Annotated in this window: 15 protein-coding genes; 14 read left to right on the forward strand and 1 reads right to left on the reverse strand. The window is 66.7% G+C overall.

The features are described 5' to 3' along the window. The first annotated feature begins 18 nt into the window (after positions 1-18). The 14 genes from AC1D2O_RS03675 to AC1D2O_RS03740 all read left to right on the forward strand — a co-directional run bounded on the left by AC1D2O_RS03675 (position 19) and on the right by AC1D2O_RS03740 (position 14,469). Entirely contained in the window at positions 19-1,188 is a 1,170-nt protein-coding gene (locus AC1D2O_RS03675; protein ID WP_478091848.1) for an enolase C-terminal domain-like protein, read from the forward strand. A gap of 16 nt (positions 1,189-1,204) precedes the next feature. Further along, positions 1,205-2,134, forward strand: coding sequence for a ketopantoate reductase family protein (locus AC1D2O_RS03680; RefSeq protein ID WP_478156201.1), 930 nt, complete (start codon positions 1,205-1,207; stop codon positions 2,132-2,134). Next, on the forward strand, positions 2,131-2,817 hold the full coding sequence (gene leuD, locus AC1D2O_RS03685) for a 3-isopropylmalate dehydratase small subunit (RefSeq protein WP_478091863.1): 687 nt from the start codon (positions 2,131-2,133) through the stop codon (positions 2,815-2,817). Before AC1D2O_RS03680 ends, leuD begins: the two co-directional genes overlap by 4 nt. Next, positions 2,799-3,737, forward strand: coding sequence for a Bug family tripartite tricarboxylate transporter substrate binding protein (locus tag AC1D2O_RS03690; RefSeq protein ID WP_478156203.1), 939 nt, complete (start codon positions 2,799-2,801; stop codon positions 3,735-3,737). The genes leuD and AC1D2O_RS03690 overlap by 19 nt, the downstream gene beginning before the upstream one ends. Before the next feature lie 171 nt (positions 3,738-3,908). Then, positions 3,909-6,059: a fatty acid oxidation complex subunit alpha FadB gene (fadB, locus tag AC1D2O_RS03695; RefSeq protein WP_478091852.1), complete on the forward strand. Its 2,151-nt coding sequence runs from the start codon at positions 3,909-3,911 to the stop codon at positions 6,057-6,059. Positions 6,060-6,104: 45 nt separating this feature from the next. Continuing rightward, complete coding sequence (locus AC1D2O_RS03700) at positions 6,105-6,887, forward strand: SDR family NAD(P)-dependent oxidoreductase (RefSeq protein WP_478091854.1); 783 nt, start codon at positions 6,105-6,107, stop codon at positions 6,885-6,887. A 178-nt stretch (positions 6,888-7,065) separates the two neighbouring features. Next, complete coding sequence (locus tag AC1D2O_RS03705) at positions 7,066-8,244, forward strand: acetyl-CoA C-acetyltransferase (protein ID WP_478156205.1); 1,179 nt, start codon at positions 7,066-7,068, stop codon at positions 8,242-8,244. Positions 8,245-8,319: 75 nt separating this feature from the next. Further along, a complete protein-coding gene (locus tag AC1D2O_RS03710) occupies positions 8,320-9,135 on the forward strand; it encodes an ABC transporter ATP-binding protein (protein WP_478091857.1) in 816 nt (271 codons plus the stop codon). Further along, positions 9,132-9,848 (forward strand): ABC transporter ATP-binding protein, encoded by a 717-nt coding sequence (locus tag AC1D2O_RS03715; RefSeq protein ID WP_478091859.1) that lies wholly within the window; start codon positions 9,132-9,134, stop codon positions 9,846-9,848. Before AC1D2O_RS03710 ends, AC1D2O_RS03715 begins: the two co-directional genes overlap by 4 nt. Before the next feature lie 10 nt (positions 9,849-9,858). Then, the gene (locus tag AC1D2O_RS03720; RefSeq protein WP_478156207.1) at positions 9,859-10,731 is read left to right on the forward strand and encodes a branched-chain amino acid ABC transporter permease; all 873 of its coding nucleotides are present in this window, start codon (positions 9,859-9,861) and stop codon (positions 10,729-10,731) included. A 43-nt stretch (positions 10,732-10,774) separates the two neighbouring features. Beyond that, complete coding sequence (locus AC1D2O_RS03725; protein WP_478156209.1) at positions 10,775-11,767, forward strand: branched-chain amino acid ABC transporter permease; 993 nt, start codon at positions 10,775-10,777, stop codon at positions 11,765-11,767. Between the two features lie 27 nt (positions 11,768-11,794). Then, positions 11,795-12,805 carry a phosphotransferase family protein gene (locus AC1D2O_RS03730; RefSeq protein WP_478092785.1) on the forward strand — a complete coding sequence of 337 codons (1,011 nt, stop codon included), beginning with the start codon at positions 11,795-11,797 and terminating at the stop codon, positions 12,803-12,805. Then, complete coding sequence (locus tag AC1D2O_RS03735) at positions 12,805-13,176, forward strand: DUF6285 domain-containing protein (protein WP_478092784.1); 372 nt, start codon at positions 12,805-12,807, stop codon at positions 13,174-13,176. The genes AC1D2O_RS03730 and AC1D2O_RS03735 overlap by 1 nt, the downstream gene beginning before the upstream one ends. 3 nt (positions 13,177-13,179) lie before the next feature. Beyond that, positions 13,180-14,469, forward strand: coding sequence for an acyl-CoA dehydrogenase family protein (locus AC1D2O_RS03740; protein WP_478092783.1), 1,290 nt, complete (start codon positions 13,180-13,182; stop codon positions 14,467-14,469). A gap of 79 nt (positions 14,470-14,548) precedes the next feature. Here the strand turns inward: AC1D2O_RS03740 and AC1D2O_RS03745 are convergent, their stop codons facing one another. After that, entirely contained in the window at positions 14,549-16,102 is a 1,554-nt protein-coding gene (locus AC1D2O_RS03745; RefSeq protein ID WP_478092782.1) for a long-chain-fatty-acid--CoA ligase, read from the reverse strand. Positions 16,103-16,165 lie beyond the last annotated feature (63 nt).

A 16,165-nucleotide genomic window follows, 5' to 3' on the forward strand; every position in this document is an offset into this window, starting at 1 on the left:
CCCATCCCAAGGAACCCCATGCGAATCGTCGATATTCGTGAGATGTCCATTCCACTGCGCGGGGATGTGTCCAACGCGCTGGTCAATTTCTCGGAGCACACGGTCTCCCTGGTTGCGGTCTTCACCGACGTGATCCGCAACGGAAGGCCTGTCGTCGGAGTCGCATTCAATTCGATCGGCCGCTTCGCACAAGGAGGCCTGTTGCGCGAGCGGTTCATCCCCCGAGTGCTCCATCGCCCGCCAGGAGATCTGCTCGCGCCTGACGGCCGAAGCTTTTCAGCGGATGCGGTGTACCGCGCCGCAATGACGAACGAAAAGCCGGGAGGCCACGGCGATCGGGCCACGGCCGTCGCCGCGCTCGAGCTCGCGATCTGGGATTTGAACGCAAAGCTCGCAGACGAGCCGGCGCATGTGACGATCGCGCGCGCGGCCGGCCGACCGGCCGCGATCGACCCGATACCGGTCTATGCGGCAGGCGGCTACTACTACCCGGGCGACTCGCTGAATCGATTGCAGACCGAGATCAGGACCTACCGGGATCTTGGCTTTGTCGACTACAAGATCAAGATCGGGGGCGCTTCCCTGGATGAAGATGTGCGGCGCATTCACGCGGCGCTCGAAGTCGCTGGCGCTGGCGAGCACCTGGCCGTCGATGCCAATGGCCGCTTTGATCTGAGAACCGCGCTGGCCTATTCGGATGCCATCGCTCCATTGAGGCTGCGATGGTACGAAGAAGTCGGTGATCCGCTGGACTTCGGCCTCAATGCAGAGCTGTCGACACACTATAGCGGCGCGATCGCCACAGGCGAGAACCTCTTTTCCACCATCGATGCCGTCAACCTGCTGCGCTTTGGCGGCATGCGGCCAGGCAGGGACATCTTCCAGATGGAAGCTGGACTGAGCTACGGCCTGACCGAATACATGATCACCATGCGGGCGCTGGAGGCACGCGGCTTCTCCTTGGCTCAGGTGTTGCCGCACGGTGGCCATCTGATCAATCTTCACATCGTGGCGGGCCTGGGGCTGGGGGGATGCGAGGTCTATCCAGGCGTCTTCCAACCGTTCGGAGGCTACCCCGAGGCCTGCATGGTTTCGCAAGGCCACGCCCTGCCCACGCAAGCGCCCGGCTTCGGCCTCGAAGAAAAGGCCGGCCTGCGCGAGGCGATTGCCGACCTGATCAAGAACTGAGCAAGAGCAAAACGTCATGAAAATTGCAATCGTAGGCTGTGGAGCGATGGGGTCGGTCTACGCCGCGCTGCTCGCCRCTGCCGGAAACCAGGTGTGGGCGCTGGCCCGATGGGACGCCCACGTGCAAGCCATCAACGACAACGGCTTGCGCCTGGAAGGGCCGCTCGGGGATCGGTGGGTCAGGATCCAGGCATCGACCCGTGCACCGGAAGAAGCGATGGATCTCGTCGTGATTGCGGTGAAGGCGGCGGACGTGGAGGCCGGCGCCCAGCAGGCCCTCCCCTTTCTCGGCACCAACACCGTCGTCATGACGATTCAGAACGGCCTGGGCTCGGCTGACACAGTCGCGCGCGTCGTGGGCCCGGACCGCCTTGCCGTCGGCATCGCGAGCGGATTCGGCGCATCGTTGAAGGGTCCTGGCTACGCACACCACAATGCGATGCAGGCGATGCGCTTTGGCGCTTATGGGGCCCTGCCGTTCGAGCGGCTGCAGGCCGCGACGCGGATCTGGGAAGACGCCGGCTTCGATGCCAAGGCCGTGCACGACATCGTGGCGATGCAATGGGAAAAGCTCATCTGCAACGTGGCCTACAGCGCGCCATGCGCGCTGACCGGCATGACGGTCGGCGAAGTACTCGACGATCCCGAGATGGGCCCGATCAGCCGCGCCGCGGCAACCGAGGCCTGGAGGGTGGCCAAGGCCCTGGGGGTCAAGATCGAGGTCGCAGATCCGGTGGAACATGCCAGGGCTTTCGGCATGCGGGTATTCAAGGCCAAGCCCTCTGCCCTGCTCGACCACGAGGCGGGCCGCGTCAGTGAGATCGACGTCATCAACGGCGTGGTACCCGCGCAGGGCGCCAGAGTCGGCATCGCGGCACCTGTGAACAGCACGCTGGTCGGCCTGGTGAAGGTCAAGGAGCGGCAATGGCAGCGCAGCCCGCGATGAAGCCGTTCGACTGCCACCGGGGAACGGTCGTGCCGATCGACCGTGCCAATGTCGACACCGATGCAATCCTGCCCAAGCAATTCATGAAGTCGATCGAGCGCACCGGCTTCGGACCGCGTCTGTTTGACGGCATGCGCTACCTCGATGTGGGAGAGCCGGGCATCGACTGCAGCGCCAGACCGCTCAATCCCGACTTCGTACTGAACCAGCCACGCTACCGACATGGGTCGATCCTGCTGGCGCGCCGCAACTTCGGCTGCGGTTCGAGCCGCGAGCACGCACCGTGGGCGCTGGAGCAATACGGTTTCCGCGTGCTGATCGCACCGAGTTTTGCGGACATCTTCTTCGCGAACTGTCTCAAGAACGGATTGCTGCCGATCGCACTCCCCGAAGAAGCAGTCGAGTCCCTCTTTGGCGAAGTGTCGCGCCAGGCAGGCTATGCGCTCGAGGTCGACCTGCCATCTCAGACGATCGTCACGCCGGACCGGCGGTGCATCGGATTCGACATCGAGCCCACTCCCAAGGAACAGCTGTTGAAGGGGCTCGACGAGATCGGCGCGACCCTGACGCTGGCACCGCGAATCAGGCAGTTCGAGGCCGACCGGCGCCGGACGCGACCATGGTTCTTCAGCGACCCCAACTCATCACTTCAACGGAGAATCCCATGCGCTTTGTTAGATTGATCGCTGCCGCGCTGGCGTCCTTTGTGACGAGCGCGGCTTTGGCTCAGGGCTATCCCAGCAAGCCGATCCGACTCATCGTTCCGCAGGGCGCCGGCGGGGGTGCCGACCTCGTGGCGCGTCTGATGGGCGATGAACTGCGTCAACGCCTGGGCCAACCTGTCGTCGTCGAAAACCGGCCTGGAGGCAATGAATCGATCGGGCCCGACGCGGTGGCCAAGTCGGCACCCGACGGCTACACGCTCGGAATCATCAGCGCCACGCATTCCATCAATCAAACCAGCGCCGGCATACGCCTGCCCTTTGATCCGCAGAGCTTCGTGCCCATTGCGCCCATGATGAGCGTTCCGATGATCGTCATCGTGAACAGCGACGTCGACGCCAGTGACATCAAGTCACTGGTCGCCAAGTCGAAGGCCAACCCGGGCAAGTTCAACTATGGCTCGGCGGGCCCCACCACCTTCGCCGGCATGGCGACGGAATGGTTTGTGCGCATGAGCGGGGCAGACCTCACAGGCGTGACGTATGGCACCAAGGGCATTCTTCAGGGCATCGTTGCCGGCGATATCCAGATGGCCTTTGGGGGTTTGGCCGCAGCCTCGCCCATATTGCAGACCGGCAAGGCAAAGATCATCGCGGTGACCAGCGCTCGCCGAACGGCACGCCTGCCAGACGTTCCCACCGTCGCCGAAACCTATCCCGGCTTTGCAGTGGTGCCCTGGTACGGATTTGTTGCGCCACCCGGCACGCCGCCGGAGATCGTTGCGCGGCTCAACAAGGCGATTGGCGAGACCATCACCGCAATGAGCCCCAAGCTGGTGGACATGGGCAATGAGCCGATGGTCATGACTCCGACCGAGTTCCAAGCCTTCCTGAAGAAGGACTTGAAAGATTGGCAGAAGATCGTGGAGGCAGCAAAGTAGAGCCGTGAGCTGTAGCGCAGCTCCATCGGTCCGAGCCCTCGTCGATCTGTTCCGCCGGAGACTTTCGCCACGACTGCCTCAATCGTCGCTTCGGACGATGCCTACGGCTGGGGCGCGTCCTTAAACTTTTCCCCATTGGCCGGCGTGTCGCCGGCTGTGAGGAGAATTTCTTTGTTCCAGGGCGAAAGTATCGAAATCCTGCCGTTGCAGGACGGACTGGTGGAGTTGCGCTTCGACCGGCGCGGAGAGGCCATCAACAAGCTCGACGCGCGCACCGTCGAGGAGTTCCGGCAGGCCACCCAACGCATTGCGGCTTCACCCGAAGTGCGCGGCGTGCTGGTGACGAGCGCGAAGGACGTGTTCATCGTCGGCGCCGACATCACCGAGTTCGGCGCGACCTTCCAGCAGCCCGAGGCGGAGATCGCGCGCGGCGTGCGCGCAAGCAACGAACTCTTCAACGCCTTCGAGGACCTGAGGGTGCCCAGCGTGGTCGCCATCAACGGCTTCGCGCTGGGCGGAGGACTGGAGCTGGCAATGCTCGCATCATTGCGCGTGATGGCGGACACGGCCCAAGTGGGCGTGCCCGAGGTGAAGCTTGGCCTGATCCCCGGATTCGGCGGCACGGTGCGGCTGTCGCGCCTGGCGGGCCTGGCCACCGCCACCGATTGGGTGGCGAGCGGCAAGCCCGCCAAGGCGCCGGCTGCACTGGCGGCAGGCGTGGTCGACGAGGTCGCCGCTCCTGACGCGCTGCGCGAACGGGCACTGGCGCTGCTGCAGCGCGCGGTCCACGGCGAGGTCGATTGGCAGGCCGCGCAACAGCGCAAGCGCTCGCCCCGGGGCCTGGCGACGCGGGAGGCCGGCGCGCTGGCGGAAACTGTGCGCGCACAGGTGATGGCACGCAGCGGCAAGCATCAGCCCGCAGCCGTCATCGCGCTCGAAATGATGGCCGAGGGCGCGGGCCGTGACCGCGCGGGCGCCCTCGATCTCGAATCGATCGCTTTCGGCCGCGTGGCGAAGACGCAGGCGGCCGCCTCGCTGGTGCAAGCCTTCCTGAACGAGCAGGCGCTCAAGAAGCTCTACAAGCGCCATGCCCGCGAAGGCCGTCCGGTGAAGCAGGCGGCCGTGCTCGGCGCGGGCATCATGGGCGGCGGCATCGCCTACACCAGCGCGCTGCGCGGCACCCCGGTTCTCATGAAGGACATCGCGCAACCGCAACTCGACCTCGGCATGGCCGAGGCCGGCAAGCAGTTGGCCAAGCAAGTGAAGAGCGGCCGGCTCGTGCAGGCCAAGGCCGACGCGGTACTTGCGTCCATCGTGCCGCAGCTCGACGAGACGGGTTTCGATGCGGTGGACTGCGTGATCGAGGCCGTGGTCGAGAACCTCGAGGTCAAGCGCAGGGTGCTGGCCGCATTGGAGCACGGCGTGAGGCCCGGCACCGTGATCGCCTCGAACACCTCGAGCTTGCGTATCGATGACATCGCCCAGCCGCTCGCGCGGCCCGAAGACTTCGTCGGCATGCACTTTTTCAACCCGGTTCCGGTGATGCAGCTGGTGGAAGTGATCCAGGGCGCCAAGACCCGTGACACCGCCGTGTCCACCGCCGTGGGCTATGCGGTCGCCATGGGCAAGACGCCCATCGTGGTGAAGGATTGCCCAGGGTTCCTGGTCAACCGAATCCTCACGCCGTATGTCAATGCCTTCGTGCAGCTGGTGGCCGACGGCGCCGACTTCGAGGCCGTGGACCGCGCGATGGAAGCCTTCGGCTGGCCGATGGGTCCGGCCTATCTGCAGGACGTGGTGGGTATGGACGTGGGCGCGCACGTGGGCGACGTGATCGCCGCTGGCTACCCGCAGCGCATGCCGACAATCGAGCGCAACGCGGTGAAGCTGATGGTGGCGAACAAGCGCTACGGCCAGAAGAGCGGCGCAGGCTTCTACCGCTACGAGAACGACCCCTCGGGCCGTCCGCGCAGGTGCGCCGCGCCAGAAGCGCATGCACTGGTCGCCGCGCTGCAGCCGCAGGGCCGGCGCGGCTTTGCCGACGCGGAGATCGTCGAACGCATGATGCTGCCGATGATCGTCGAGGCCGCCCACGCACTCGAGGACGGCGTCGTCGCCACGCCGGCAGAGCTGGACATGGCACTGCTGCTCGGGGTGGGCTTTCCGGCTTACGCGGGCGGCGCGCTCAAGTACGCGGACTGGCTCGGACTGGCGCGCGTCGTCGCGCTGTGCGATAAACATGCGGCCCTCGGTGCGCCGTACGTGCCCACGGCACGCATGCGTGAGATGGCGGCGCAGAAGCAGCGTTATTACCTTCTCTGAGCGGCAAGCACCTTTTCCCTCTTCTCTATCAAAGGACAACAAGAGATGCATCTCGATTCCAGCATTGCCGCCGTCGTCACGGGTGGCGCCTCGGGCCTTGGCGCCGCCACTGCGCGGCGCCTGGCTTCCCACGGCGTGAAGGTCGCGCTGTTCGACCTCAACGCGGAGCACGGCGAGGCCCTCGCGAAGGAACTGGGTGGCGTGTTCTGCAAGGTCGACGTGACTTCCGAGGAGCAGGTGGATGCCGCTTTCGCCAAGGCCCGCGCGGCGCACGGTCAGGAGCGCGTGCTCGTGAACTGCGCCGGCACCGGCAATGCGGTGAAGACCGCGAGCCGCGACAAGAACTCGGGCGAGATCAAGCATTTTCCGCTCGCGAACTTCGACCGCATCATCCAGATCAACCTGGTCGGCACCTTCCGCTGCATCGCCAAGTCGGCGGCAGGCATGCTCACGCTCGATGCGCTGGAAGACGGCGAGCGCGGCGCCATCGTCAACACCGCCTCGGTCGCGGCGCAGGACGGGCAGATGGGCCAGGCGGCCTACACGGCCTCCAAAGCTGGCGTGGTCGGCATGACGCTGCCGATCGCGCGCGACCTGATGGGCGAAGGCATCCGTGTGAACACCATCCTTCCGGGCATCTTCAACACACCGCTGCTGCAGGCCGCGCCCGACAATGTGAAGGCGGCGCTGGCCGCTTCGGTGCCGTTTCCCAAGCGACTGGGCAACCCGGCCGAGTACGCGACGCTGGCCGAGCTGATGATCACCAACGGCTATTTCAACGGCGAGAGCGTGCGGCTGGATGGCGGCATCCGGATGGCGCCGCGCTGAGGATAGAGGAAGAAGTGGCGCCCTCCAGGAGCGCGTTTCGCCACCGCGCATGCGCTTGAGGGCTCCGGTGACTTCCTGACGCGGGGCCCAAAACCGTCGGTTCCGACGACACCGCAATACGGCACAGCGTCAACAATTCTCCGACGTACCCAAATGAGGGTGCAACCGGAGAATTCGCATGACTGAAGCCTACATTGTTGCCGCCGCGCGGACCGCCGGAGGCCGCCGAAATGGCCGCCTCGCCGGATGGCACCCGGCCGACCTCGCCGCGCAGGTGCTCAACGCGCTGGTGCAGCGCACCGGCGCCGACCCCGCGCTGATCGAGGACGTGATCATGGGCTGCGTCGGCCAGGCCGGCGAGCAGGCCTCCAACATTGCGCGCAATGCCGTGCTGGCCTCGCAGCTGCCCGAGTCTGTGCCCGCCACCTCGGTCGACCGCCAGTGCGGCTCTTCGCAGCAGGCGCTGCACTTCGCGGCGCAGGCCGTCATGTCGGGCACGATGGACATCGTCATTGCCGCCGGTGTCGAGAGCATGAGCCGCGTGCCGATGGGCCTGCCCACCACATTGCCGCTCAAGCACAATCTTGGCTTCTACGTGAGCCCGCTGATGGAACAGCGCTACCCCGGCGTGCAGTTCAGCCAGTTCGCGGGCGCCGAGATGATCGCCCGGAACCACGGCATCGAGAAGGATGCATTGGACCGCTATGCGCTGGAAAGCCACCGCCGTGCGATTGCCGCCACCCAGCAGGGTTATTTCGAGCGCGAGATTGTGCCCGTGGCCGTGCGCATGGCCGACGGCGCCGAGACCGGCGAGCAGCACACCACGGACGAAGGCATCCGCTTCGACGCCACGCTCGAGAGCATCGCCGGTGTCAAGCTGATCGCCGAAGGCGGCCGCTGCACCGCCGCCACCGCCAGCCAGATCTGCGACGGCGCCAGTGGCCTGTTGGTGGTCAACGAGCGCGGCCTCAAGACGCTGGGGGTGAAGCCGTTGGCGCGCGTGCATCACATCAGCGTCATGGGGCACGACCCGGTCCTCATGCTGGAGGCACCGCTGCCCGCCACGCAGCGCGCTCTGAAGAAGGCCGGCATGAAGATCGAAGACATCGACCTGTACGAGGTCAACGAAGCCTTCGCGCCGGTGCCGCTTGCCTGGCTGAAGGCGTTGGACGCCGACCCCGCGCGCCTCAACGTGAACGGCGGCGCCATCGCGCTGGGCCATCCGCTGGGCGCCTCGGGCACCAAGCTGATGACCACGCTGGTCAACGCGCTGGGCCAGCGCGGCAAGCGCTACGGCCTGCAGACCATGTGCGAAGGCGGCGGCATGGCCAACGTGACCATCGTCGAACGGCTCTGACGCCGGCGCCGCCATTCGAAGGCAGCCGCATGGGCGGTGCCGTCATACCCCGCCCCAACGCAAAGAGATCGAAATATGGTTCAAGATTGCGATCGCGCAGACAAGAGCACCCCCTTGTTGCGCATCGACGGCGTGTCGGTGCGCTTCGGCGGCATCGTGGCGCTCAATGGGGTCTCGTTCGACATCCAGCGAAGGCAGATCTGCGGCCTCATCGGGCCGAACGGGGCAGGCAAGAGCACGCTGTTCAACTGTCTCTCGCGTCTGTACGACTGCAGCGCCGGCCGCATTGAATTCGACGGTCATTCGCTCACCCACATGCCGCGCCATCGCATGGCCGGCATCGGCATCGGCCGTACCTTCCAGAACCTCGCGCTGTTTCGCACCATGACGGTACGCGAGAACGTGCTGGTGGGCTGCCACAGCAAGCACCACGCAGGCTTCCTGCGCCACGCCTTCCGGCTGCCCGGCGTGGCGGCCATCGAGTCGCAGGCGCGCGCGCGCGCCGACCACTCCATCCATTTTCTCGAACTGGATGCCGTGGCCGATCGCGAGGTGGGCGACCTGCCCTTCGGCACGCAGAAGCGGGTCGAACTGGCGCGTGCGCTGGCGGCCGAACCCCAACTGCTGCTGCTCGACGAGCCGGCCTGCGGCCTCAACCACGAGGAACTCGAAAGCCTGGGCGCGCTGATCCGCAACATCCGCGACAGTCTGCACATCACCGTGCTCCTGGTGGAGCACCACATGAGCCTGGTGATGGGCGTCTCGGACAAGGTGGTGGCACTCAACTTCGGCAAGAAGATCGCCGAGGGCACGCCAGCCGAAGTGCGCGCGCACCCCGAGGTGATACGGGCCTACCTGGGCGAAGACGCGGAAGCGGAGGCCATGGCATGACGAACATCCTCGAAGTGCGCGATCTGCGCGCCGCCTACGGCCACACGCGCGTGCTGCAAGGCATCGACCTCGACATTCCCACGGGCCAGGTCGTGGCGCTGCTCGGTGCCAACGGCGCCGGCAAGACCACCACGCTGCGCGCGCTGTGCCAGATGATGGTCAGCACCGAGGGGTGCGTCATGCTGGCCGGCCAGCGTATCGACGGCCGCTCCACCGAGCAGATCGCCAAGTCCGGCGTAGGCCACGTCCCCGACGGGCGCGGCACATTTCTCGGCCTCACGACCGAAGAGAATCTGCGCCTGGGCGCCTACGCCCGCGGCAACCGCGAGGGCGTGGACGCCGACATGGTGCGCGTGTTCGACTACTTCCCGCGCCTGCGCGAGCGCCGCAACCAGCAGGCCGGCACGCTGTCGGGCGGTGAGCAGCAGATGCTCGCCATCGGCCGCGCGCTCATGGGCAAGCCGCGCCTGCTGCTGCTCGACGAGCCGTCTTTCGGGCTCGCCCCGCTGATCGTGAAGGACATCTTCGCGATCATGCGGCGCATCAACAAGGAAGAGCGCGTGTCGATCCTGCTGGTGGAGCAGAACGCGAAGCTCGCGCTCGACCTGGCCGATTCGGCCTACCTCCTCGAGACCGGCCGCATCGTGCTCTCGGGCCCCACCGCCGAAATCCGCTGCAACGACGCCGTCCGCAAAGCCTACCTCGGCGATTGAGAACCTACACATGAACGCATTCCTGCACCAACTGCTGGCGGGCCTGGCCACCGGCGGCATCTATGCCTGCGTCGCGCTGGCGCTGGTGATGATCTACCAGGCCACGCACCACATCAATTTCGCCCAGGGCGAGATGGCGATGTTCTCGACCTTCATCGCCTGGAGCCTGATGCAGGCCGGGCTGCCCTACTGGGTCGCCTTCACCGCGACCGTGGTGCTGTCCTTCGCACTCGCGGTGGTCGTTGAATTCACCGTGATCCGGCCGATGCACGACAAGCCGGCACTCTCGGTGGTGGTGGTGTTCGTCGGCCTGCTGGTGATCTTCCACAGCATCGCGGGCTGGCTCTTCGGCTTCACCATCAAGCGCTTCCCGAGCCCCTTCCCTGCGGACGCATGGTTCGGCGGCACGATGATGTCGGCGCACGAGGTCGGCGCCATCGGCGTCACGCTGTTGGTGGTCGTGCTCCTGTTCGCGTTCTTCCGCTTCACGCCCCTGGGCTTGGCCATGCGCGCTGCCGCGCAGAACGCGGCCTCGTCGCGGCTGGTGGGCATCAACGTCGGGCGCATGTTGATGCTCGGCTGGGGTCTGGCCAGCGCCATCGGAGCGGTGGCCGGGATGATGGTCGCCCCTGTGGTGTTCCTCGATCCGGACATGATGACCGGCGTGTTGCTCTACGCCTTCGCGGGCGCACTGATCGGTGGCATCGACAGTCCCGTGGGCGCGGTGCTCGGCGGCTTCATCGTCGGCGTGCTCGAGAACCTGATCGGCACCTACGTGGTGGGCACCGAACTCAAGCTGTCGGTCGCGCTCGTGCTGATCGTCGGCGTGCTCATCGTCAAGCCTTCTGGCCTCATGGGCCGCAAACTGGTCACTCGTGTCTGATCGCATGAACTTCGCTCAAGCCTCCACCCCCACGCCTGCGCCCATGGCAGCATCGGCCGCCCGCAATGAAGCACGCGCTGCCGTGGATTCGCGTCAAAGGCTCATGTGGGTCAGCGTGCTGATCCTCCTGGCCACCAGCGTCGCCTTCGTGGCGCACGGCTACCAGCTGTTCCAGGCGACCATGGTGCTGTCGTATGCCATCGCTTTGGTGGGCCTGAACATCCTCACGGGCTACAACGGACAGATCTCGCTCGGTCACGGGGCCTTCTTCGCCATCGGCGCCTACACCGCCGGCATGCTCATGGAACATGCGGATGCGCCGTACTGGCTCGTGGTGCCGGCAGCAGCGGTGGTGTGCCTGATCGTCGGCTATCTGTTCGGGCGGCCCGCGCTCAAGCTCGAAGGGGTGTACCTCGCGCTGGCCACCTTTGCGCTCGCCGTGGCGATGCCGCAGCTGCTCAAGTACAAGCACCTCGAGCCCTGGACCGGCGGCGTGCGGGGCATTGTGCTCATGAAGCCCTCCGCACCCTTCGGCCTGCCGCTCAGCGATGACCAGTGGCTCTACCTGTTCTCGCTGTTCGTCACGGTGGTGGCATTCGTCATCGCGTACAACCTGCTGCAAAGCGGGAGCGGCCGGGCCATGCGCGCCATCCGCGACCACGCGATGGCGGCGGAGGCGATGGGCGTGGACAACAACCACTACAAGGCCATGACTTTTGGCGTCTCGGCCGCTTACACCGGCGTAGGCGGTGCACTGTCGGCCATCGCGGTGCAGTTCGTGTCGCCCGATTCGTTCACGCTGTTCCTTTCGATCTCGCTGCTCGTGGGCATCGTGGTGGGCGGCGTGGGCACGCTGTACGGGGCCATCTTCGGCGCCATCTTCATCATGTTTGTGCCCTCGCTGGCCGAGCAGATCTCCAAGGCCGTGCCCTGGGCGGTGTACGGCGTGGTGCTCATTGCCTGCATGTTCGCCATGCCCGGTGGCGTGATCGGCCTGCTGCGCAAGATCCAGGAGCGCTTCGCCCGCGCCAGATAGCCGCCGCGCCACATCACGAAACAACGAATGAACGACGATGCGACGCTCGTTGCAAACGCGCTGCAACGCCTGGCCGGGCGCATGGCGCCCGGCCAGGCGGTCCAGGCGCTGCGCCGACTCTCAGGCGGCGCCAGTCAGCAGACCTGGGCTTTCGACGTGGCAATGGCAGGCGCGCAGTCTGTCTTGCCGCTGGTGCTGCGCTGCGCGGCCGATGCCTCAGGCGCGCGCGCACAGGGCACCGCCGGCCTGGGCACGGAGGCGCAACTGATCGACGCTGCGCGCGCAGGCGGCGTGCCAGTGCCCGGCGTGCGGCATGTACTGCAACCCGCCGACGGACTGGGCGAAGGTTTCGTGATGGACCGGATCGACGGCGAGACGCTGGGCCGCCGCATCGTGCGCGATGCCCGGCTGGCCGGCGCGCGCCGCGTGCTGGCGCACCAGTGCGGCGCGGCCATGGCGCGCATCCACCGCCTGCCCGCGCTCGGCCTGCCATCGCTTCGAACGGCCGCCGCGCGAGCCGAACTGGATTTCCAGATCGGCCTGCACCGCAGCCACGGCACCGCACGGCCGGTGTTCGAACTCGCCTTCCGATGGCTGCGCGCACACGCGCCCGCCGACGTGTCGACACCGGTGCTCGTGCATGGCGATTTCCGCAACGGCAACCTGATGGTCGGCGAGGAGGGCCTGCGCGCCGTGCTCGACTGGGAGTTGGCGCATCTCGGCGATCCGATGGAGGACCTCGGCTGGATGTGCGTGCGCTCCTGGCGCTTTGGCCGCGGCGAACTGCCGGTGGGCGGCTTCGGCACGCGCGAGCAACTGTTCGAAGGCTACGAGGCCGAAGGCGGGCGGGTCGACGCGGACCGCGTGCACTGGTGGGAAGTGCTGGGTACGCTCAAATGGGGCATCGTCTGTGAAGCCATGGCGCATGCCTGGCTCAGCGGCCGCGAGCGCGACGTCGAGAAAGCCGCCATTGGCCGCCGTGCGTCGGAGGTCGAGTCCGACCTGCTGGCGCTGCTCGTGCCCGAGGAGGCCATCTGATGCAGGATCGTCCCGACGTCATTGAACTGCTGGAGGCCGTCGCCGCCTTCCTGCGCGAGCAGGTGGTACCGGCCACCGAGGGCCGGGTGGCCTTCCACGCACGCGTGGCCGCGAACACCCTCGACATCGTCCGGCGCGAAGTGCAGCTCGGTCCGCAGGCGCAGGCGCGCGAAGCGACGCGGCTGCATGAGCTGCTGGGATCCGATGTGCCCGCCGACTTGGCGGCGGCCAACCGATTGCTCTGCGATCGCATCGCCGCCGGCCGGCTCGGTCCCGAAACCCCGGGCCTGGTCGCCCACCTGCGCCAGACCACACGCGACAAACTTGCCATCAACCAGCCCGGCTATGCCGCCGGCACGAAGGAAGACTGACCCATGGATTTCGACCTGCCCCGCGACCTCGTCGACTACCTGAACGAACTTGACGCCTTCATCGACCGCGAGATCGCACCGCTGCAGGCGCAGGACGACAACGAGCGTTTCTTCGACCACCGCCGCGAATGGGCGCGCACCGATTTCGACAACGGCGGCCTGCCGCGTCCCGAATGGGAAGCCCTGCTGGCCGAAGCGCGTCGCCGTGCCGACCGCGCGGGCCATCTGCGCTTCGGGCTACCGGGCGAGTTCGGCGGCCGCAACGGCAGCAACCTCTGGATGGCCGTGATACGCGAGCACTTCGCCGCGCGCGGCCTGGGCCTGCACAACGACCTGCAGAACGAACACTCCATCGTCGCCAACAACCCCTTCGTGCTGGCCATCCGCGACTTCGGCACGCCCGCGCAGTGCGACGAATTCATCCAGGGCATGCTCGACGAGCGCTTGCACCTCGCCTTCGGCCTGACCGAGCCCGGCCACGGCTCCGACGCCACCCACATGGAGACGCGTGCCGTGCCCGAGGTGCGCAACGGCCGCGCGGGCTTTCGCATCGACGGCGAGAAGATGTGGGCCACCGGCATGCACACCGCCACCCATTGCGTGGTGTTCGCGCGCACCAGCGGCCGCGATGGCGATGCGCGCGGCATCAGCGCGCTGCTGGTGCCGGCCCAGGCCGCGGGCCTCAAGATCGAGGAATACCTCTGGACCTTCAACATGCCCACTGACCATCCGCGCGTGAGCTTCACGAACGTGTGGGTGCCCGAGGACGCCGTGCTCGGCCCGCTCGACGGCGGCCTGGCCATCGCCCAGCATTTCGTGCACGAGAACCGCATCCGTCAGGCCGCGTCGAGCCTTGGCGCGGCCGACTACTGCGTGCGCGAGAGCGTGAAGTACGCGCGCGAGCGCAAGCCCTTCGGCGAGGAACTGGCGCGCAATCAAGGCATCCAGTTTCCGCTGGTCGAGCTGGCCACGCAGATCGAGATGCTGCGCCTGCTGATCCGCAAGACCGCGTGGCAGATGGACCAGATGCCCAAGCCGCAGGTCGAGAAGCAGCTTTCCGACAAGGTCTCGATGTGCAACTACTGGGCCAACCGCCTGGTGTGCGAGGCTGCCGACCGTGCGATGCAGGTGCACGGCGGGATCGGCTACTCGCGCCACAAGCCCTTCGAGCACATCTACCGCCACCACCGCCGCTACCGCATCACCGAGGGCTCCGAGGAGATCCAGATGCGCAAGGTGGCGGGCCACCTTTTCGGCTACATGGGGCCCAACCGCGTCGCCACTGCCGACTGAACTGTTTCTCCGACGACCGACCACGACCGCCATGAGGGCGTGGCACTCGCCGGGGTAGCCCATCGGCAGGGCCCTCCTGTCAGGCCACTTTCCGCTCGCGCCCTTGCCAGTGCCGCTCACGCAGCTTGTACTTCAGTATCTTGCCCGCCGGCGACAGCGGCATCTCTTCGAGGAACTCCACGCTGCGCGGGCACTTGTAGCCCGCGATCAGGGTCTTGCAGTGAGCCATCAGCGCCTCGGCGCTCAGGGTTTCGCCAGCGCGCAGCACCAACACCGCGTGCACACGCTCGCCCCACTTGTCATCGGGCACGCCAACCACGGCGCACGCCGAGACCTGCGGAAGCTGCGCGATCGCGTTCTCGACCTCGGCCGAGTAGATGTTTTCGCCGCCGCTCACGACCATGTCCTTGAGCCGATCCACGACGTAGACGAAACCGTCGGTATCCATGCAACCGCCATCGCCGGTGTGCATCCATCCGTCGCGCAGCACCTCGGCGGTCTGCGCGGGCTTGTTCCAATAGCCGGCCATCACCATCGGTCCGCGCACGGCGATCTCGCCGACAGCGCCGTTCGGCACGGGACGGCCTTCGACATCGACGATCCGAAGTTCTGCGATGGGCACGGGCCTCCCGGCCGAGCGCCGGCGGCCCGACGGCTGGTCGAGGCGGTGGCACCACGTGGGCAGCACCGTGACCACGGGCGACAGCTCGGTCATGCCGTAGAGCTGGCAGAAGCCGGCACGCGGCAGCTTCTCGATGGCTTGCAGCAGCAAGGTGTCGTCGATGGGGGCCGCGCCGTACAGCACCAGCTGCAGGCTGGAGGTGTCGAATTCGGAGAAGCGCGGGTGCTCGATGAGCCGCTTGATCATGGTGGGCACCATGAAGGTCTCGCTGGCGCGCTCGTTCTGAATCGCCTCCAGCACCTTTACTTCGTCGAAGGCGGGGATGATGACCTGGGTGCACAGTCGCATCATCAGCTGCAGCGTGAGGCCGGCGCCGCCCACATGGAACATGGGCGCCATGTTCAGGCCGACGGATTCGGCCGGGCGCGTGGCGGCCATGTTGGTCGAGAGCTGGCCGGCGTAGAGATTGCCATGCGTGAGCATCACGCCCTTGGGCAGGCCGGTGGTGCCGCCGGTGTACATCACCGCGGCCAGGTCGGCGCCGCTGCGCCTGGCGTCGGACACGGGCTGCGCCTGTGCCATCAGCGCTTCGGCGTCGGCCATGCCTTCCGGCGCGGGGCCATCGCCGAAGTGCAACAGGTGCTTCATCGAGCGAGACAGTTCGCGCTGCTGCTGCGCGACGGCGCCGAAGTGCGCATCGGACAGCAGGATGCGGGTGTCGCAATCGTCCAGCGAGTACGCAATCTCGCGCGCACTCCATCGGATGTTGACCGGGTTGATCACGCCTCCCGCCCACCAGGTGGCGTAGAGGTATTCCACATAGCGGTCGGAATTCAGGGCCAGCAGGCCCACGCGGTCGCCCGGCTGCAGGCCGAGCGATCGCAGCACGGCCGCGAGCCGCGCCACGCGGTCAGCGACCTGGGCGAAGGTGTGTCGGCGCTCGCCGCACACGAGGGCGGTGGCGTTCGGGCGTTCCTGCAAGGCCTTGTGCAAGGGCTGGGTGAGGTCCATGGACAGCGTGTCTCCGTCGAATCGTCGTTGTCTGCCAAGTATGAGGCGGACGCGGCCGGCCTG

Source organism: Variovorax sp. P1_G12 (assembly GCF_056405555.1).